The 18,346-nt window shown below is 38.0% G+C and carries 18 protein-coding genes and 1 riboswitch; of the genes, 15 read left to right on the top strand and 3 right to left on the bottom strand.

Features of this window, described 5'->3' with window-relative positions; translation table 11 throughout:
- Positions 1 to 75: 75 nt before the first annotated feature.
- From smpB to AC106S_RS20875, 6 genes are all read left to right on the top strand, one after another.
- Positions 76 to 534, top strand: coding sequence for an SsrA-binding protein SmpB (gene smpB, locus AC106S_RS20900; RefSeq protein WP_482442007.1), 459 nt, complete (start codon positions 76 to 78; stop codon positions 532 to 534).
- Positions 535 to 611: 77 nt separating this feature from the next.
- Positions 612 to 2,102, top strand: coding sequence for an OmpA family protein (locus AC106S_RS20895; protein WP_482441683.1), 1,491 nt, complete (start codon positions 612 to 614; stop codon positions 2,100 to 2,102).
- Positions 2,103 to 2,196: 94 nt separating this feature from the next.
- On the top strand, positions 2,197 to 2,937 hold the full coding sequence (locus AC106S_RS20890) for a YebC/PmpR family DNA-binding transcriptional regulator (RefSeq protein WP_482441681.1): 741 nt from the start codon (positions 2,197 to 2,199) through the stop codon (positions 2,935 to 2,937).
- A gap of 124 nt (positions 2,938 to 3,061) precedes the next feature.
- On the top strand, positions 3,062 to 3,886 hold the full coding sequence (locus tag AC106S_RS20885; RefSeq protein WP_482441679.1) for a UDP-2,3-diacylglucosamine diphosphatase: 825 nt from the start codon (positions 3,062 to 3,064) through the stop codon (positions 3,884 to 3,886).
- Positions 3,887 to 4,867, top strand: coding sequence for a glycosyltransferase family protein (locus tag AC106S_RS20880; protein WP_482441677.1), 981 nt, complete (start codon positions 3,887 to 3,889; stop codon positions 4,865 to 4,867).
- Between the two features lie 158 nt (positions 4,868 to 5,025).
- On the top strand, positions 5,026 to 5,625 hold the full coding sequence (locus tag AC106S_RS20875) for a TetR/AcrR family transcriptional regulator (protein ID WP_482441675.1): 600 nt from the start codon (positions 5,026 to 5,028) through the stop codon (positions 5,623 to 5,625).
- 201 nt (positions 5,626 to 5,826) lie between these two features.
- On the opposite strand, the gene AC106S_RS20870 is transcribed toward AC106S_RS20875, so the two are convergent.
- Both AC106S_RS20870 and AC106S_RS20865 read right to left on the bottom strand, forming a co-directional pair.
- Positions 5,827 to 6,096, bottom strand: a complete 270-nt coding sequence (locus AC106S_RS20870; RefSeq protein WP_482441673.1) for a GNAT family N-acetyltransferase — start codon at positions 6,094 to 6,096, stop codon at positions 5,827 to 5,829.
- Positions 6,097 to 6,217: 121 nt separating this feature from the next.
- On the bottom strand, positions 6,218 to 6,967 hold the full coding sequence (locus AC106S_RS20865) for an RDD family protein (protein ID WP_482441671.1): 750 nt from the start codon (positions 6,965 to 6,967) through the stop codon (positions 6,218 to 6,220).
- A 28-nt stretch (positions 6,968 to 6,995) separates the two neighbouring features.
- On the opposite strand from AC106S_RS20865, the gene AC106S_RS20860 reads away from it, so the two are divergent.
- The 8 genes from AC106S_RS20860 to AC106S_RS20825 all read left to right on the top strand — a co-directional run bounded on the left by AC106S_RS20860 (position 6,996) and on the right by AC106S_RS20825 (position 14,356).
- Positions 6,996 to 7,979 carry a stage II sporulation protein M gene (locus tag AC106S_RS20860; RefSeq protein ID WP_482441669.1) on the top strand — a complete coding sequence of 328 codons (984 nt, stop codon included), beginning with the start codon at positions 6,996 to 6,998 and terminating at the stop codon, positions 7,977 to 7,979.
- The gene (locus AC106S_RS20855) at positions 7,963 to 8,928 is read left to right on the top strand and encodes a DUF4013 domain-containing protein (RefSeq protein ID WP_482441667.1); all 966 of its coding nucleotides are present in this window, start codon (positions 7,963 to 7,965) and stop codon (positions 8,926 to 8,928) included. The genes AC106S_RS20860 and AC106S_RS20855 overlap by 17 nt, the downstream gene beginning before the upstream one ends.
- A complete protein-coding gene (locus AC106S_RS20850; protein WP_482441665.1) occupies positions 8,921 to 9,718 on the top strand; it encodes a DUF4129 domain-containing protein in 798 nt (265 codons plus the stop codon). The genes AC106S_RS20855 and AC106S_RS20850 overlap by 8 nt, the downstream gene beginning before the upstream one ends.
- Before the next feature lie 15 nt (positions 9,719 to 9,733).
- Positions 9,734 to 10,894 carry a DUF4350 domain-containing protein gene (locus AC106S_RS20845; protein WP_482441663.1) on the top strand — a complete coding sequence of 387 codons (1,161 nt, stop codon included), beginning with the start codon at positions 9,734 to 9,736 and terminating at the stop codon, positions 10,892 to 10,894.
- A 189-nt stretch (positions 10,895 to 11,083) separates the two neighbouring features.
- Positions 11,084 to 12,115 carry an AAA family ATPase gene (locus AC106S_RS20840; RefSeq protein ID WP_482441661.1) on the top strand — a complete coding sequence of 344 codons (1,032 nt, stop codon included), beginning with the start codon at positions 11,084 to 11,086 and terminating at the stop codon, positions 12,113 to 12,115.
- A 71-nt stretch (positions 12,116 to 12,186) separates the two neighbouring features.
- Positions 12,187 to 12,501 (top strand): four helix bundle protein, encoded by a 315-nt coding sequence (locus AC106S_RS20835; protein WP_482441659.1) that lies wholly within the window; start codon positions 12,187 to 12,189, stop codon positions 12,499 to 12,501.
- Between the two features lie 46 nt (positions 12,502 to 12,547).
- A complete protein-coding gene (locus AC106S_RS20830) occupies positions 12,548 to 13,870 on the top strand; it encodes a DUF58 domain-containing protein (protein WP_482441657.1) in 1,323 nt (440 codons plus the stop codon).
- A 66-nt stretch (positions 13,871 to 13,936) separates the two neighbouring features.
- Positions 13,937 to 14,356 carry an OsmC family protein gene (locus tag AC106S_RS20825; RefSeq protein ID WP_062700930.1) on the top strand — a complete coding sequence of 140 codons (420 nt, stop codon included), beginning with the start codon at positions 13,937 to 13,939 and terminating at the stop codon, positions 14,354 to 14,356.
- A gap of 76 nt (positions 14,357 to 14,432) precedes the next feature.
- Here the strand turns inward: AC106S_RS20825 and AC106S_RS20820 are convergent, their stop codons facing one another.
- Positions 14,433 to 17,048, bottom strand: coding sequence for an MGH1-like glycoside hydrolase domain-containing protein (locus AC106S_RS20820; RefSeq protein ID WP_482441654.1), 2,616 nt, complete (start codon positions 17,046 to 17,048; stop codon positions 14,433 to 14,435).
- 191 nt (positions 17,049 to 17,239) lie between these two features.
- Positions 17,240 to 17,347: riboswitch (SAM riboswitch) on the top strand.
- 58 nt (positions 17,348 to 17,405) lie between these two features.
- On the opposite strand from AC106S_RS20820, the gene AC106S_RS20815 reads away from it, so the two are divergent.
- A complete protein-coding gene (locus tag AC106S_RS20815; RefSeq protein WP_482441652.1) occupies positions 17,406 to 18,344 on the top strand; it encodes an alpha/beta fold hydrolase in 939 nt (312 codons plus the stop codon).
- Positions 18,345 to 18,346 lie beyond the last annotated feature (2 nt).

Raw genomic sequence — 18,346 nt, 5'->3', positions numbered from 1 at the left:
TCGTAATAATGTAATAGTCAAGTTTTTAATTATGAAGTATTTTTTATATATTTCATTAACGAATATTTTAAAATGATGAAGATTGAGAAAACAGTCAGTATATTAAACAGAAGAGCCCGTTTTGAATATGAAATCCTTGAAGAATTTGAGGCAGGGATGGTTCTGACGGGTACCGAAATAAAATCTTTACGTTCTTCCAAAGCATCTATTACAGAATCCTTCTGTCAGTTTATTGATGGGGAATTATACATCATCAACATGATGATTGACGAGTATAAATTAGGAACTTTTTACAACCATAAAACAAAAAGGGAACGGAAATTGCTGTTGCACAAAAAAGAATTGATTAAACTTGAAAAAAAGTTAAAGGATGCCGGGAATACCATTATACCTTTAAAACTTTATATTACTGATAAAGGGAAAGCAAAGGTGCTTATAGCGCTTGGAAGAGGGAAAAAACTCTTTGATAAAAGGGAAGCGATAAAAGATAGAGAAAATAAACGAAACCTGGACAGAATATTAAAGAAAAGTTAAAAATCATTTAAAAAACTTTGTATATAAAGAAAAATTATATTTATTTTGCATTATCAATTATTTAATCATTTAATTCTATGAAAAATCTAAAATTAGGAATTTCAGCATTGGCGCTTACTGTTGCCTCTACTGTCTTTGCTCAGACTACCAACAACCCGTGGTTGATCGGAGTTGGTGCTCATGGAGAGAACCACAAGGCAGTACAGAACAAATTCAGTAATACGTTTGCTGCTAATAATCTTACGAAGAGAATGTTCAATTTGAACAATTTCTCTATTACACCTCCATTATCTAAATTAACAGTTGCTAGAAACATCGGTAAAGGTTTAGTTATCGACTGGCAGACTACAGTAGGTAATGTAGATAATAAGAGATTCGGCATGGGGAAAGAATTTTTCCTAATGACAGGTCTTGGTTTCCAAGCTAAGGCAGCTGGTCTTTTATGGAATGAAGAGTCTTGGTTTGATCCATACTTAAGAGTTGGTGCAAACTACCTGAGACATGACTATACTGCACTTACATTCCCAAGAAACGATTACAAAGGAGAATCTGTTGCTAACGGTGAAAACGGTAACGAAAACGGTAAAGCTAATCACTTTACAGTAGCTACCGGTGCTGGTGTTAACTTCTGGGTAACTAAGAACTTCGGTCTTGGTGTTCAGGGAGACTACGTGTCAACTCCAGGTGATAAATCAACAGTTGCTAACTTCTGGCAAGCTTCTGCTTCCATCTTATTCAGATTCGGAAACAGAGACAGAGATAAAGATGGTATCCTAGATAAAGACGATGCTTGTCCTGATACTCCAGGTCTACCAGAATTCCAGGGATGTCCTGATACAGACGGAGACGGAGTTCCAGATAAAGACGATCAGTGTCCTGATGTAGCTGGACCAGTTGAAAACAACGGTTGTCCTTGGCCAGATACAGATGGTGACGGTGTTATCGACAAAGATGATGCTTGTCCTTCAGTAGCAGGTCCTGCTGAAAACAACGGTTGTCCTTGGCCAGATCAGGATGGTGACGGTATCTTAGATAAAGATGACGCTTGTCCTACAGTTCCAGGTGTTCCGGAATTCCAAGGATGTCCTCCTCCACCGAAAAAACCAGACGTAGTAGTTGTGAATGAAAAACTAAGAGATATCTTATTCGATTTCAACAAAGCTACGATCAGACCGGAATCTAGTGATAAATTAGATGCTGCTGCTAAGATCATCAAAGATGCTGAAGAAACTAACTTCCTGGTAGTAGGTATGACAGATAAGAAAGGTTCTGTTGCTTACAACTTAAACCTGTCTAGACAAAGAGCTGCTGCAGTAGTTGCTGCGTTAGAAACAAGAGGAATCAATCCGAATACGCTTAAGTCTATCGGTATCGGTTCTCAAGAAGCTGTTGAACCAGCTACTGCTTCTGATGCTGTAAGACAGAAAGACAGAAAAGTTATTGTAAGAGCTATCTCAGGATCTGAGTGGGAAACTTACAAGAAAAATGACATCACTGTAGCTAAGCCAGTTAAAAAGGCTGTTAAAAAAGCTCCAGCTAAAAAAGCTCCGGCTAAAAAGAAAAAATAATTAATTTTTCTAAATAATAAATACCTCCAATTTTTTGGGGGTATTTTTTTTTCGTTCACTTTTAATTAATTTTGTTGAAAATTTAAAAATAAAAATGGGAAGAGCATTTGAATATAGAAAAGCTTCTAAAATGGCCAGATGGGATAAAATGGCCAAAACTTTCTCTAAAATCGGAAAAGATATAGCCTTAGCCGTAAAAGCCGGAGGATCAGATCCTGAAGCCAATCCAGCTTTAAGAAGATGTATCCAGAATGCAAAAGGGGCCAACATGCCGAAAGACAATGTAGAAAGAGCCATTAAAAAAGCAAGCGGTGCCGATGCAGAAAACTATGAAGAAATCACTTATGAAGGATACGGACAGGGAGGTGTGGCATTTTTTGTGGAATGTACCACGAATAATCCCACAAGAACAGTAGCCAATGTAAGAGCTGTTTTCAATAAGTTTGACGGAAACCTCGGAAAGAACGGCGAATTGGCATTTATCTTCGACAGAAAAGGAATTTTTACCATCGATCTGGCTCAGGTGAAAATGGAATGGGACGATTTCGAAATGGAAATGATAGACGGAGGAGCAGAAGATGTTGAAAAAGATGAGGAAGAAGTGATGATCACAACTGCTTTTGAGGATTTCGGTTCTCTGTCCCATAAACTGGACGAATTGGGTATTGAAGCCAAAAGTGCGGAACTTCAGAGAATTCCGAACAATACAAAAGAAGTAAATGAAGAACAGTTCAAGGCCAATATGAAAATGCTTGAGCGTTTTGAAGATGACGATGATGTACAGAACGTTTATCATAATATGGAAATCACCGAAGAACTGATGGACACATTATAAAAAATAATATAGCATTCATATACAGTTAACTTTCAATTAGTTTCTTTGTATAAAATGATGCAATGCCTGTTAAATGAAAATTTAAGGCATTCCATCCGGCAATTAAAAAGCTGAAAATATACGGATGAAAAGAAACGTTGAATTAGTGGTTATATCGGATGTTCATTTGGGAACTTATGGATGTAAGGCTAAAGAGCTGCTGAGATATCTTAACTCTATCCAGCCTAAAACCTTGGTTTTAAACGGCGATATTATTGATATATGGCAGTTCAAAAAGTCTTACTTCCCTAAACCTCACCTGAAAGTGATCAGAAAGATCCTTTCATTGGCGACCAAAAATACAGATGTATATTACATCACAGGAAACCATGATGAAATGTTCCGCAAGTTTACCGATTTTGAACTGGGTAAGCTGAAGGTCTGTAATAAGATCTGCCTGAATATAGATCATAAAAAAACATGGATCTTTCACGGAGATGTTTTTGATGCTTCCGTTCAGCATTCCAAATGGATTGCCAAACTTGGAGGGAAAGGCTATGATCTTTTAATCGTGATCAATAACGTGGTCAACTGGTTTCTGGAAAAGATGGGCCGGGAAAAATATTCATTTTCCAAAAAAATCAAGAATAATGTGAAAAAAGCAGTAAAGTACATCGGAGATTTCGAACTGACTGCTTCTGAACTGGCTATTGATAATCATTACGATTATGTGATCTGCGGACATATTCATCAGCCTCAGATGCGCGAAGTGGTCAATAAAAAAGGATCCTGCATCTATCTGAATTCCGGAGACTGGATAGAAAATTTATCCGCACTGGAGTATCATAATAAAGAATGGAAGATCTTTTACTATGATGAACACAAACATCTGCTTAAAGATGATGAAGCTGAAGAAATTCCGGATATGGACAGTTCTGAACTCCTGAAAATAGTAACCAACTTTTCCTAGATGAAGATTTTATATGCATTTCAGGGAACCGGGAACGGTCACATGGCCAGAGCCCAGGAGATCATTCCTGTCCTCAAAAAATATGCTTCCGTAGATACTCTGATCAGTGGTCACCAGTCCCAGTTAAAAGCTGATTTTGATATTGATTTCCGGCATAAAGGGATTTCTCTTCTCTATAACAAAACAGGTGGGTTATCCTATCGCAAAACATTCACTGAAAATCATTTCCTGAAAGCCATAAAAACAATCCGGGAACTGGAACTTTCACAGTACGATCTTATCATCAATGACTATGAACCTTTAACCGGTTGGGCCGGCAAAATGAAGACGCTCCCGATGATTGAACTGAGCCACCAGGCTTCCATGAGTTTTCCGGAAACCCCAAAACCCCAGAAGGGAGATTTTTTAGGGGAGCTGGTCCTGAAATATTATGTTCCTGTTAAAGAAAAAATAGGCTTTCATTTTGAAAGTTATCATCCAAAGATCAAAAAACCGGTAATCAGAAAAAAGATCAGAAATTTAAACCCTGATAAAAAAGGATATTACCTGGTATACCTTCCCAGTTTTGCGGATGAAAATATTATTAAAATCCTGAAACAGATTCCTGTTGAATGGAAAGTATTCTCAAAATACAGCAAGGTAAAGGTTAAAGTAAAAAACGTAGAAGTTTTTCCTATTGACGAAATACAGTACCTCAGGTATTTTGAAAACTGCGACGGTATTTTATGCAATGCAGGCTTTGAAAGCCCCGCTGAAGCACTCTTTATGGATAAAAAACTGTTTGTTATCCCTATTCACAATCAGTATGAGCAGGAATGCAATGCCTGTGCCCTGGATCTCATGGGAATTCCCAATTCTAAAATTCTGAATCCCCCGGAAATTATAGAATGGGTGGCTTCAGACCATCACTTAAAAGTAAGCTATCCCGACGATATTGAGGAAATTCTTGTAAATGAAGTACTAACTTCTTTTAAAAAGTAAAAATATTATTCTCTATTTATTTTATTTGTGTTAAAAAAATAGTTTTATTATTTGGTAAATTATTTGTTTTTTCAACCATATTTTAAATATGTAAGTATGTTTTATTGATTTTTATTTAAATAAATAAAAAAATGCAAATTGCAGATAAAATGTAGAGAATGAAAAAAATCAGAAAAACGAAGAAAGAGGCAGACAAGCCCATCAGAAATAAGGAACTTACCAAAAAGAAACTCATCGACTCATTTGGAGAGCTTATAGAAAAAGAAGGCTTCTCATTTATCAACCATATGAGAGTTGCCAGGGCTGCGGGCTGCGACAAAAAACTGATTTATGAGTATTTTGGAAATATCAGCGGGCTTGCGAAGGAATACCTTAAAGAACGCAATTTCTGCGAAAAATTATTCAGCGGAAGTAACCGTACCGGTAAAGATGCGTCTTATCAGCGTTTGAAAAACCAGTTTGACAGGCTGATGAAAGACGGAGAAATGCGTGGAGTGATCGCCTGGGAATTGGCAGAAGAACTTCCATTACTGAAAGAGCAGGCTCAGACAAGAGAAAACCTGATAGAAAAGGCTTTTGAAAATAAAGATGAAAATAACAGAGCGATAGAAGCTGTTTTAATGAGCAGTATTTATTATCTTACCATACATTCCCATACTAATGAAACTTCTTTTCTGGGTATTGATCTTAAACAGGAAGAAGGACAGCAGCAGATTAAACGGGCTATTAAGCAGATTGTTGAATGGGCTTATAAATGAACTTAACGCTATGGATCCGGGACAGTATTAAATATGAACTGCATTTTCAGGAGACAATATACCGGTCCTTGAGTAGGATTTTAATAATTAACGGATATAAAAAGACTGCATTTCGGAAAGCAGTCTTTTTTATATTGTATTTCCGCAATAATAAGAGAATCCTCCTGAAACAGAAGTGATGCCTTTATTTTTTCTAGCTCTTCAGAAAAATATCTTCCACATCATCACAGACCGTGCGTATGAGCAGTGCGGATAAACATTCCAGCTATTTTCTCTGGCAAATTTTATGGCTTCCTCCACAAGATATTTTCCCATTCCTCTGCCTTCAAACTCAGGATGAACCAGAACAAAAGAAATAATCAGCTTATTTTCTTCCGGGAAAATGGTGTAGGTAAGTCTTCCTACTTCTTTTATCTCATTATTCAGGGTAAGGACGCCGCCGTTGCCTGATCTGTTGTTTTCGAATCTCATAATCTAAACTTTGTTCTGAAAGTACAAAAAATGCACCGTCTTTGAAGTAACAAATGACAGATAATGTCAATATAACGGATTGATATTTAATAAATTTGTCCGCAAAGCAAAATTTCACTGCTTAACTGTCCTTCCCTGTATAATAATTATAATCTTTAATAATCACACCGATAAACTGTCTCTCCGTCATTTTCACCGGATCTATTTCCAGTTTCAGAATGCTTTTGATCTTATCGGAAAGCCTGGTGATGATCTGCCGGTCATCTGTTTTTAAGGCTTTGGTGTAATTATCTTTGATGATTCTCATATCATTATCAGAAAGTGCAATGACCTGTGGAAATGACGGAACATAGTCCTCATGAATATTTTCCAGGATGGTATGGGAAATATTGATGTTGTTTTTCAGCGAAATAACAGCCGTACCGGAGGCAATGTCTCCCAAACGCTGGTTGTTTTTGGAAACAATCATGGAGATTACCCCTACCGTTCCTACGAAGGTCGTATCGATGAGCCTGAATACCCACCGGATCAGATAATCACCGAAACCGGCCTGGTATCCGTCAATCTTTACAACCTTTATTTTCATAAGCTTTTTGCCGGGAGTCTGTCCTTCCATCAGGCTTTCCAGCACAACCGGGTAGATGTAGACCGGGAAAGTAATAACGGTATAGATGGCGATTACAGACCACTGGTCTAGCCCGTTCAGAAGATACCCCAGATCCAGAATATTGAAAAAAAGATAAAAAATAAAGATAACATAGGCTACCTTGATCAGCAGATCGATGATAAACGCAAGCATTCTTTCACCTATGCTGGCAATATTGAAATTAATATTTACATTTTGAGAAGTATTTATCGCAATTTGAGACATAATTTTTATTATTTTAGCCTATACAATTATGAGAGAAGTTTATTTCATCAAACAAAATAAAGAAAAATGGTTGGGAATTGAACAGGTTATTCAAGGGAAAATAAAAAAAAATCCGGATGACCTGTCTTCACTGTATATCAACCTGATCAACGATCTTTCTTTTGCACAGACCTATTATCCGAAAAGCAATACGACGGTGTACCTGAATCACCTGTCTTCACAGATCTTTCAGAAAATCTACAAAACCAAAAGGGTAGAGGAGAACAGGCTGCTTTATTTTTTCAGAACAGAGGTTCCGTTGTTGGTGTATCAGTACAGAAGATATCTGATGTATGCTTTTCTGTTTTTTATTCTCTTTACTTCCATAGGAGTACTTTCTGCGGTATATGATAAGGATTTTGCCAATATCATTCTTGGAGAAAGCTATGTGAACGAAACCATTGAAAATATTAAAAAAGGAAATGCAGTAGGAGTTTACCAGAGCGGTTCTACCTGGGGAAGTACTATCGGTATTATTTTCAATAACATCAATGTAGGGGCAAAGCTCTATATTTACGGAATTACAGGCGGGGTAGGAACTCTCTTTGCCCTTCTGTCCAATAGCGTAATGCTGGGTTCCTTTCAGTATTTTTTCTATGATTACGGAGCATTGAAAGACAGTGCAAGAGGAATATGGCTCCACGGAGTTTTTGAGATCTTTGCAATGGTAGTGGAAGCCATGTGCGGATTGATTCTTGGGGCAAGTATCCTTTTCCCGAGAACCTTCTCAAGATTCAATTCTTTTAAAAAGGGTTTCAAAGACTCATTCAAAATATTTCTGAGTACCATTCCATTTACGGTTTGTGCCGGAATTATAGAAGGATATGTAACAAGACATGCCTTAAAGATGCCGTTGGCCCTGAACCTTGTAATTATTTTAAGTTCACTGGCCGTTATAGGATTTTACTATTTTGTATATCCTTCGGTAGTTTATAAACAAACCAATAACCGGATCAATGATACAGTTCTATAAAAAAAGAGAATTTGGAAGTTTTATCAGCGACAGCTTCAACTTTTTCAAGCTCTATGGTAAAAATTATTTTAAAAACTATTTTCTGATCAACGGATTACTGCTGATTCTGGCCGTTGCGGTCATTATTTTTGGTTTCAGGGAAATCTTCGGGCAGATAGTTGGCTCTAATCTGAGTGGAGAAACCTATTACTTTGAAAGATATTTTTCCGAAAATCCAGGAATACTGATCGTAGCCGGTTTACTGGTATTTATTCTCTTTGCCGTTCTCACCATTGTCAATTATCTGTTCCCGGTCTTCTATATGAAGAGAATTGCTGAAGGAGCTCAAAAGATAAAAACAGACGAGATCCTGGGAGATTTTAAAAGAAATGCAGGACGGATTTTTAAGATGTGTATCGGGATGATTTTTATTGTACTGCCTGTAATGCTGATCGTATTGGGATTTTCGTATGCACTCCTGCTTGTTTTTATCGGTATCTTCCTCATACTGCTGGTTTATCCCACAGCATTCAATGTATCCTCATTTCTGATGTATGATTATTTTAATGCAGACAGACGCTTTTTAGACAGCCTCAGTTATTCTGTAAGAGCACAGTTCTCTTATCCGAATGGCAATGAAAAATCTCCCTACTGGAAATATTGGGGCGGAACTTTGATCATGTTCATCATTATGTATGCTGTGATGATGATATTTACCTTTGTGCCTGTCTTTTTTCTGTATGGATCATTGCTTACCTCTGCTCCGGACGGAAACTTTGAAGACAACCCTTTTGCAGGCGGATTCATAGGAATTATTGTCTTTGTATTATATGGATTATCAACGCTGCTTTCCCTTTTTCTTTCGAACCTGATGTATGTAAATGCAGGTCTGATGTACTACGACAGCAGAACAGATCTTCATCAGAAAGTGGAACTCGCAGAAATAGATACAATTGGTCTCAATGAATAAAGTGCTTCTTTTTCTTTTCCTGTTTTTTTCACTTGGTTCCGTTCATGCACAGGATGATGAAACAGAACCTGTGACGGAAGTTTATCCGGCAGACTCTTTGTATACCGGTCATTACAGGAATATGCTGCGCGCAGATTCTGTCCTGATCCGGAAGCCGGTTTCAGAAAATACAGTCTATCCCAGGAGCTTTAAGGAAAACCTGAAGTCAAGATACAAAGGCAATGAATTCGATTATTCTGCCTCCAAACCGCGGGAATCTTTCTTCCAGAAGCTGATGAGGAAAATAAGTAAAATCCTTGAGAGCATTTTCGGGGAAACCGTTTTCAGTAAATCCGCGAAAGCGACTGATATTTTTATCCGTCTGTTTGCCATTGTTCTCGTAGGATTTCTGCTTTATTTTATTATTAAATACCTGATGGGGAAAGAAGGGAACTTCTTCTTCGGCAAAAAAAATAAAAAATTAAATATTGAAGCTGAAGAACTGCATGAAAATATCCATGAAATCAATTTTCCGGAAAGTATTGCCCGGTTTGAAAGAGAAGGAGATTACCGTTCAGCAGTCCGCTATCAGTTTTTACTGGTCCTTAAAAAGCTGAGTGATAAAAAACTGATCCACTGGAATCCCGAAAAAACAAATAAAGATTATGCTGCCGAGCTGAAAGCCCCTCATCTGAAAGACGGATTCTCAGAACTCTCTTATATCTTTGATTATGTGTGGTATGGAGAATTCAGTATCGATGAACAGAGCTATGTGAAATTTAAAGACCGCTATCAGGCATTTAAACCGTAACTAAACGAATTAATCATGAGTAAAACCTTCAAAATATATGCTGTCATATTCATCATTGTGATGATTATCCTGGCATTGCTTGAAGTCAATAAAAAAGAAACAACAGACTGGCGGAAAAACTTCGATGTCAACGAAAAATCTCCGTTCGGACTCTTTGTTTTTAATAATGAGGCTAAAGATTTATTTAAAGGAAAACTGAAAAAGATCGATCAGGCACCTTATGACTATTATAGCGGGCATAAAGAAAATGGTCTTCATAATATTGTGGTCATCGAACACAGGATTGATAAAGAATCGTGGAACAAAATACTTGATCAGGTATCAAAAGGCTCCGACGCAATGCTTATCGTAAGCAATATGCCTAAAGAAATATCAGATACAATAGGCTATTTTGATTCCGATATTTCCTTTGCCGAAGAAAATGTATTGAAATTTACAGATAAAAAATATCAGAATGATTTCATTCATTTAGATAAATTTCCTTCCGGAAGAGGTTTCTCCTATATAAAACCAAATATTGAAGTCCTGGGAAAAACAGTGGAAAAAAATAATACGGACCAGGTTAATTTTATAAAGACCAAATTTGGAAAAGGAACCGTTTATGTACACTGCGAGCCGCTATTTCTTACCAACTATTACCTTCTGAAACCGGGAAATACCCGCTATGCACAGGATGTTTTTTCTTATCTTCAGGATAAAGAAACCCTTTGGTTTGTAGATGGCAACAGAAAGGTATCACGCTTTTTTATGAGGTTTGTTTTATCCAATCCGGCTCTCAAATATGCATGGTGGGTATTTTTGGGAGGTCTTGTATTGTTCATCTTTTTCAATGCCAAAAGAAAACAGCGTATAGTGCCTGTCATTGAACCCTTGAGAAATACTTCAGTAGATTTTGTGAAAAGTATAGGAAATCTTTATCTTCAGGAAGGAGACTTCCATGATATGATGGCCAAAAAATCCCAGTATTTCCTGAATAGAATACGAATGGACCTGTTGATAGATACCCAAACCCTGGATATGGAATTTGCAAAAAAACTGCAGCTGAAAACCGGGAAAAGTATAGAAATGATTGAGGAAGCCATCACCCTTATCAGAAAAGCCCAGGACCCATACGCCAGTGTGATGAAAGAAGACCTCGAAAGGATGAATAAACTCCTTGATGGGATATTGAAATAATAAAAATCTACCAATGGATTAGCTGGTGAGGAATCAATAATGTATCACAATCCTGATTATTGCCATATTCTTCATTGCTGATTGATTGAATGAGAAAAAAGAGTCCCAACGGGACGATTTAGCAAAAGATAGGATGAAGTCCTGTCAGAACAGCCATAGGAATAAACCTGTCAGAAAAAACAAAAAAATATGGAAAACTTAGATAACGAAAACTTAGAAATTAAAAGTTCTATTAATCTTAATAAAAGTGAAGACCAGTTTCAGTCCAGAATAGATATGATTGAACTTCGCGCAAGCCTGGATAAAGTAAAAACGGAGATCGGAAAAGTCATTGTAGGACAGGAAAACATGATTGAACACCTTCTGGCTGCACTTTTATCAAACGGACACGTTCTGATCGAAGGCGTTCCGGGAGTGGCAAAAACAATTACAGCAAAATTATTGGCAAAAACCATCGATGTGGGATTCAGCAGGATTCAGTTTACTCCTGATCTTATGCCTTCAGATATTTTGGGAACTTCAGTTTTCAGTGTGAAAAACTCTGAATTCGAATTCAAAAAAGGACCCATCTTCTCCAATTTTATCCTAATTGATGAGATCAACCGTTCTCCGGCGAAAACCCAGGCTGCACTGTTTGAAGTGATGGAAGAAAGACAGATTACAATGGACGGTACCCGATACATTATGGATGAACCTTTCCTGGTCGTTGCTACCCAAAACCCGATTGAACATGAAGGAACTTACAGACTTCCTGAAGCCCAGCTGGATCGTTTCCTGTTTAAAATCAATGTAGGCTATCCTAATCTGGAACAGGAAATCGCCATCATTAAGAATCAGCACGAAAGCAAAAAAGAAGACAAAACAGAAGGCGTTAACCGTGTAATTACCGCTGAACAGCTGAAAAATTACCAGCATCTCGTAAAAGAGATCATTGTAGAATCCCAGCTGATGGAATATATTGCTAAAATTATCATCAATACCAGGGAAAATCAGTTCCTCTATCTCGGTGCCTCTCCGAGAGCCTCTCTTGCTCTGCTTACCGCTTCAAAAGCCTTTGCTGCATTAAGGGGAAGAGATTTCGTAACGCCGGAAGATATTAAAGAAGCCAGTTATGCCGTATTGAGACACAGAGTGATCGTTTCTCCGGAAAGAGAAATGGAAGGTCTTACCGCCGATGAAATTATCCGCCAGATTTTAGAAGGAATAGAAATTCCTAGATAGGCAGCAGGTAATAGTTAGCAGACAGCAGTTGATGGAGAGCCCTGATTTAATTAAAGTACAAAATATTACATATGACAAATTTTAAAGAGCTTTTGGTTTGGAAGAAGTCTGTTCATTTTGTTACTGAAATTTATAGAATTACTGATGCTTTTCCCAAAACTGAAATCTACGGATTACTATCACCAATAAGAAGAGCGGCAGTTTCTGTACCTTCCAATATTGCAGAGGAAAATTCGAGACAAAGTAAACCTGATTATTTACAATTTTTAAAAATATCAAGAGCAAGTTGTGCAGAAATAGAAACCCAATTAATAATTTCAAAAAATCTCAATAATGTTAAACGGGTTAACCAATTCCTTAAACCAATAATATATATTTATCTATAACCTATAACCTATAACCTATAACCTGCAATCTGCTTCCTGTAAACTAATGAAGAACCTATACATCAATACCCGTTTTTTCTTTGCACTCATCGGAGTGGGGATCCTGTATGTTCTGGCATTTTTCTTTCCTTTTCTGATGACCATTGCCCATGTTGCGCTGGTGATTTGTTTTCTTGCAGCTATGGTAGATTATCTGCTGCTGTTTAATCAGAAAAACGGGCTTCAGGCACAAAGAATACTTCCGGAAAAACTGTCAAACGGTGATGAAAACTTCGTCAAAATCGATATTAAAAACAATTACGGTTTTAAGATCAGTACCAAAATTATTGACGAAATCCCTTTCCAGTTCCAGAAAAGAGACTTTTTAATCCGGAAAACAATCGATCCCGGAAGAAATACCTATTTCCAGTACAGCCTGGAACCCAAAGAAAGAGGGGAGTACCACTTTGGAGGTCTGAATATATACGCATCTTCACCTCTGGGGCTGGTGGCTAAAAGATTCAGCTTCCAGAAAGATGCCATGCTGCCTTCTTATCCCTCTTTTGTACACCTTAGAAAATATGAACTGATGGCTTTGCAGAGCGAATTTATGCTGGGTGGAATCAAAAAAATCAGAAAACTGGGGCATACTATGGAATTTGAGCAGATCAAAGAATATGTTCCCGGAGATGATATAAGAACCATCAACTGGAAAGCCACTTCCAAAGCGAACCGGTTAATGGTCAACCAGTTTCAGGATGAAAAATCACAGCGTATATTCATCCTTATTGATAAAGGACGGACGATGAAAATGCCGTTCAACGGACTGAGTCTGCTGGATTATTCCATCAATGCGGCAATGGCTTTGTCACACATCATTCTCAGGAAAGGAGACCGTGCCGGAATGATGACCTTTTCAAAGAAAACCGAAAATAAAGTGGCTGCGGAAAACAAATCAGGACAGCTGAGAAAAATATCAGAAGCACTTTACAACATCAAAACAGATTTTTTTGAAAGTGATTTCAACCGTCTTTATCAGGACGTAAAATATTCCCTTAACCAGAGAAGTCTCATACTGCTTTTTACAAACTTTGAAACACTGGACGGCCTGAACCGCCAGTTGAAATACCTCCGTGGAATTGCTAAAAATCACCTGCTGGTAGTCGTCTTCTTCAAAAACTCAGAACTTCAGACCCTGATCCATAAAAATCCTGAAAACATGCAGGAAATCTATGATGAGGTTATCGCCGAAAAATTTGAATTCGAAAAAAAACTCATCATCCAGGAATTACGCAAATACGGAATCTATACCGTTTATACTCTTCCTGAAAATTTAAATATCGATGTTATCAATAAATATCTGGAGATAAAAGCGAGAGGAATTTTATAACTTTGCGATAAGCAATAAGCAATAAGCAATAAGCAATAAGCAATAAGCAATAAGCAATAAGCAATAATGAAGATAACACTGAACAGAATAAACGACGATTTTCTATTTGAATGTACCAACTCCCAGGGAAATTCCATCCTTCTGGACAATACTTCACAACCCGGAGCAAAAGGAGTTTCTCCAATGGAAAGTGTTCTGATGGCCGTTGCCGGATGCAGCGGTATTGATGTAGTATCCATCCTGAAAAAACAGCGTCAGGAAATTACAGGATTCCAGGCAGAAGTAGAAGGGGAAAGAGTTCCCGTAGAAGATGCCAAACCATTCAAAGCCATCAAAGTAAAATTTCTTCTGGAAGGAAATATAGATCCTAAAAAAGCTTTAAAAGCAGCCCAGCTGTCTTTTGAAAAATACTGTTCCGTATCCAAAACACTTGAGCCGAATGTAGAAATCGGATACGAAGTTCTTGTAAACGGAGAAAAAATATAATTTAATATTCTAAACACAAAAAACCGGACAATCTATCCGGTTTTTTTATTACTCATCACCCATTACTGATTGTTCATTAAAAAGTAAGTCTCGGCTTGAGCAGTTTGGCTACCGTGGCAGTCCATCCCGTCTGATGGGAAGCACCTACACCCCGGCCGTTGTCCCCGTGGAAATATTCAAAGAAAGTAATATAATCCTTAAAATGTTCATCATAATTGAACTTGGCATTTCCACCGTTGAAGGCGCGCTGCCCGTTTTCATCCTTTAAAAATATAGAACAGAGCCTGTGACTGATGTTTTGGGCCACTTCATCCAGGTTTCTCTTATCTCCGCTTCCGGTAGGGAATTCCACCTTTAAGCTGTTGCCATAATAAAAATGGAAACGCTGTAAACTTTCCACGATCAGGAAGTTGATCGGGAACCAGATCGGCCCTCTCCAGTTACTGTTGCCGCCAAACATCCTGCTGTCACTTTCTGCCGGAGTATAATACACCACATTTTCAGATCCGTGTACAGAAAATACAAACGGGTTTTCCTCGTAAACTTTAGACATTGCCCGGATTCCGTAAGTACTCAGGAATTCCTTCTCGTCAAGCATCCGGGTTAAAACTTTCGTCAGCCTGTTCTTACGCAGAATACTCATCAGGTGCTTTCTGCCATGCCCTTCCTCATCCCAGTGCGAAACAAGTTTGGTAAGTTCCGGCTTATTCTTTAAGATCCACTCCATTCTGCTTCTGAAATTAGGCATCTTCTCCAATAATCTGTGATCAACAATCTCCACAGCAAACAAAGGAATCAGTCCCACGATGCTTCTTAACCGTAATGAAACACTTTCCCCGTTGCCAAGCTGAAGCACGTCATAAAAGAAACCGTCTTCCTCATTCCACAGACCTTCTTTGCCGTCTCCGAGGTTTTCCATCGCTTCAGCGATATACAGATAATGTTCAAAAAATTTAATGGCCATATCTTCATAAACCTGGTAATATTGGGCAAGTTCCATCGCAATCCGCATCATATTCAGCGCATACATCGCCATCCAGCTTGTTCCGTCCGCCTGCTCAAGATGCTGACCGTCTTTCAGTTCCATATTTCTGTCGAAAGCTCCGATATTATCAAGTCCCAGAAATCCACCCCCGAAAATATTATTCCCGCTTTTATCCTTCCGGTTTACCCACCAGGTAAAATTAAGGAGCAGTTTCTGGAATACCTTCTCAAGGAATAAAAGATCGGGTTTGCCGTTTTGTTTTTCATCAATTTTGAAAACCCTGAAACAGGACCAGGCATGTACCGGGGGATTTACATCACTCATATTCCATTCGTAGGCAGGAAGCTGCCCGTTCGGATGCATATACCATTCCTTCGTAAGCAGAAGAAGCTGTCCTTTTGCAAACTCAGCATCGATAATAGAAAACGGAACACAGTGAAACGCCAGATCCCAGGTTGCATACCACGGATATTCCCATTTATCAGGCATCGAAATAATATCCTTATTGTGAAGATGATTCCACTCCGTATTCCTTACATATTCATTAAAATTTCTCGGAGCATCAAAATTGGGATCACCTTTCAGCCACTTTCCGATGTTGTAATGATAAAACTGCTTGTTCCATAAAAGCCCGGCAAAAGCCTGTCTCTGTACATTTCTTTCATCTTCATCAGTGGTATCATTCTGAATTTCATTATAAAATTCATGGGTTTCCGCAATCCTTGTATTGAAAATTTCATCAAATAATTCAAAAGGTTCATCCGTTTCCTCCGGACACAGTCTGAAGTCAAAAGTTTTGGACTTTCCCGCTTCGATGATTTCATCAATTAAAAAAGAAGCTTTGGTTCCCTTCTTTTCCGGATTTACAGTATTGCTTCCATAGATAACAAAATCATTAATGCCATCTTTAAAATAGGTATTTTCAGCATGAGGAGCGCCATACAGTTTGGAAGTGTTGGTTTCATTATCACAGAAAACACTCTGTGCATCCGTATTTCTTGAATAAAACTTTTTAATTGAAATACTGTCGTGCCCAATATCAATAGATCCGTCACCGGATGCATTCAACTGGCCTTTGTAGGTATTATAGCCCCATTTCCAGTTATTTCTGAACCAGGCGGTAGGCATTATTACAATCGGGGCAGCATGCCGGCTTCTGTTACAAACCGTTACCCTCGCAAGAATATTATTGTGATCAGCCTTACAGTATTCAATAAAAATATCAAAATACTCATCATTATCAAAGATTCCCGTATCAAAAATTTCATATTCCGGCTCCTTCTTACTGCGTCTTCCGTTCTCTGTAACAAGCTCATCATACGGAAACGCATTGATCGGGTACTTATACACCATCTTCATATAGCTGTGAGTAGGCGTATTGTCCAGGTAATAAAAAATTTCCTTAATATCCTCCCCGTGATTTCCCTGAGGATTACTCAGCCCGAAAAAACGTTCCTTAACGATCTTATCTTTCTTATTCCAGAAAGAAAATGCAAAACAGAAAAGCTGCTTTACATCAGAAATTCCGGCAATACCTTCTTCCCCCCACCGGTAAGCATAGCTTTCGGCATTGTCATGGTTGGTGAAATTCCAGGCATTTCCGTTAGGGCTATAATCTTCCCGTACATTTCCCCATTGCCGGTTGCTTACGTATGGACCCCAGTTTTTCCATTGTATATTTTGTAATCTTTCCTTTTCAACAGTCATATCTCATCATTTTTTTTCAGCACGAAGGTAGTTTTTTTGAAAAATAATTCCAATTTTTTTCATCTGAACAATCCTTAACACATCCCTGAAACTCTTCTGTTTATAGGCTTTTTTAATATTAAATAAAATTTTTTTAAATATTTAAAAGAAAAGAACTACCTTTGCACCATTCGATCATTCAAATATTGAAAATGTTATCAAGAAAGGTTGAGGGATTAGACCCGATGAAACCTTAGCAACCCTTTGCGCAAGCAGAGAAGGTGCTACGTTCTACCAAGATTATTTTGGACAGATAACTTACTGAAGTTCTTTTCAGCCATTTCCTGTGGCATTTTCAATTGTATTAAAATAATAGAATTGAAAACAGAACTAAACTATATTAATCTTTCGTATCAGACATATTCCCAAAAAGAATACAACATCCCGCTGACCTATCAGATCTTCGGGAAAGACCTGTTTACAGCCCCGATTATTCTTATCAATCATGCCCTTACCGGAAACTCAGATGTATCCGGTGAAAAAGGCTGGTGGAAACAGCTGGTAGGAGAAAATCAGGTGGTTGATACCCGTCAGTATACTGTTCTGTGCTTCAATATTCCCGGAAACGGATATGATGATTTTTTAATTGACGATTATGAAGACTTTACACCATCAGATATAGCCAATATATTCCTGAAAGGGCTGGAAGCTTTACAGATCAGAAAACTATATGCCATTATCGGAGGTTCACTTGGTGGAGGAATTGCCTGGGAAATGCTTGCCAAGCGGCCTGAGCTGGCAGAAATATGTATTCCCATAGCCTGCGATTACAGAACCCACGACTGGCTTCATGCACAGTGCCTCGTCCAGAAATTCTTATTGAACAGCCAGGATGAACCTTTACAAAAAGCAAGAATTCATGCCATGTTGTGTTACAGAACTCCACAGTCATTGAACAGCAGATTTCAAAACCACTATGATCAGGAAAAACAAAGACTGAAATCAGAAGATTGGTTAATATATCATGGGAATGTATTAAACGAAAGATTTAGTTTAAAAGCTTATAAACTGATGAATCATTTACTGATGAATATTAATGCAGATGAAACCGCACTGGAGAAAATACAGGCACGAATGCACATGATCTCCGTAGATACAGACCTCTTCTTTCCAGCTTCCGAAATCCGGACGTGCTTTGAAAATTTAAAAAAGACAAAGAAGAATATTTCTTATCACGAGATCCGGTCTATACACGGGCACGATGCCTTCCTGATGGAATATCAACAATTAAATAATATCATTAAAAACATTTTATAGAG

Source organism: Chryseobacterium sp. FR054 (genome assembly GCF_056844565.1).
This window is presented reverse-complemented; position numbering and strand designations above follow the sequence as displayed.

What these genes read in the sequence shown, in the direction of transcription:
- smpB (WP_482442007.1), top strand. Translation starts at nt 76, where the DNA reads ATGAAGATTGAGAAAACAGTCAGTATATTAAACAGAAGAGCCCGTTTT.
- AC106S_RS20895 (WP_482441683.1), top strand. Translation starts at nt 612, where the DNA reads ATGAAAAATCTAAAATTAGGAATTTCAGCATTGGCGCTTACTGTTGCC.
- AC106S_RS20890 (WP_482441681.1), top strand. Translation starts at nt 2,197, where the DNA reads ATGGGAAGAGCATTTGAATATAGAAAAGCTTCTAAAATGGCCAGATGG.
- AC106S_RS20885 (WP_482441679.1), top strand. Translation starts at nt 3,062, where the DNA reads ATGAAAAGAAACGTTGAATTAGTGGTTATATCGGATGTTCATTTGGGA.
- AC106S_RS20880 (WP_482441677.1), top strand. Translation starts at nt 3,887, where the DNA reads ATGAAGATTTTATATGCATTTCAGGGAACCGGGAACGGTCACATGGCC.
- AC106S_RS20875 (WP_482441675.1), top strand. Translation starts at nt 5,026, where the DNA reads ATGAAAAAAATCAGAAAAACGAAGAAAGAGGCAGACAAGCCCATCAGA.
- AC106S_RS20870 (WP_482441673.1), bottom strand. Translation starts at nt 6,096, where the DNA reads ATGAGATTCGAAAACAACAGATCAGGCAACGGCGGCGTCCTTACCCTG.
- AC106S_RS20865 (WP_482441671.1), bottom strand. Translation starts at nt 6,967, where the DNA reads ATGTCTCAAATTGCGATAAATACTTCTCAAAATGTAAATATTAATTTC.
- AC106S_RS20860 (WP_482441669.1), top strand. Translation starts at nt 6,996, where the DNA reads ATGAGAGAAGTTTATTTCATCAAACAAAATAAAGAAAAATGGTTGGGA.
- AC106S_RS20855 (WP_482441667.1), top strand. Translation starts at nt 7,963, where the DNA reads ATGATACAGTTCTATAAAAAAAGAGAATTTGGAAGTTTTATCAGCGAC.
- AC106S_RS20850 (WP_482441665.1), top strand. Translation starts at nt 8,921, where the DNA reads ATGAATAAAGTGCTTCTTTTTCTTTTCCTGTTTTTTTCACTTGGTTCC.
- AC106S_RS20845 (WP_482441663.1), top strand. Translation starts at nt 9,734, where the DNA reads ATGAGTAAAACCTTCAAAATATATGCTGTCATATTCATCATTGTGATG.
- AC106S_RS20840 (WP_482441661.1), top strand. Translation starts at nt 11,084, where the DNA reads ATGGAAAACTTAGATAACGAAAACTTAGAAATTAAAAGTTCTATTAAT.
- AC106S_RS20835 (WP_482441659.1), top strand. Translation starts at nt 12,187, where the DNA reads ATGACAAATTTTAAAGAGCTTTTGGTTTGGAAGAAGTCTGTTCATTTT.
- AC106S_RS20830 (WP_482441657.1), top strand. Translation starts at nt 12,548, where the DNA reads ATGAAGAACCTATACATCAATACCCGTTTTTTCTTTGCACTCATCGGA.
- AC106S_RS20825 (WP_062700930.1), top strand. Translation starts at nt 13,937, where the DNA reads ATGAAGATAACACTGAACAGAATAAACGACGATTTTCTATTTGAATGT.
- AC106S_RS20820 (WP_482441654.1), bottom strand. Translation starts at nt 17,048, where the DNA reads ATGACTGTTGAAAAGGAAAGATTACAAAATATACAATGGAAAAACTGG.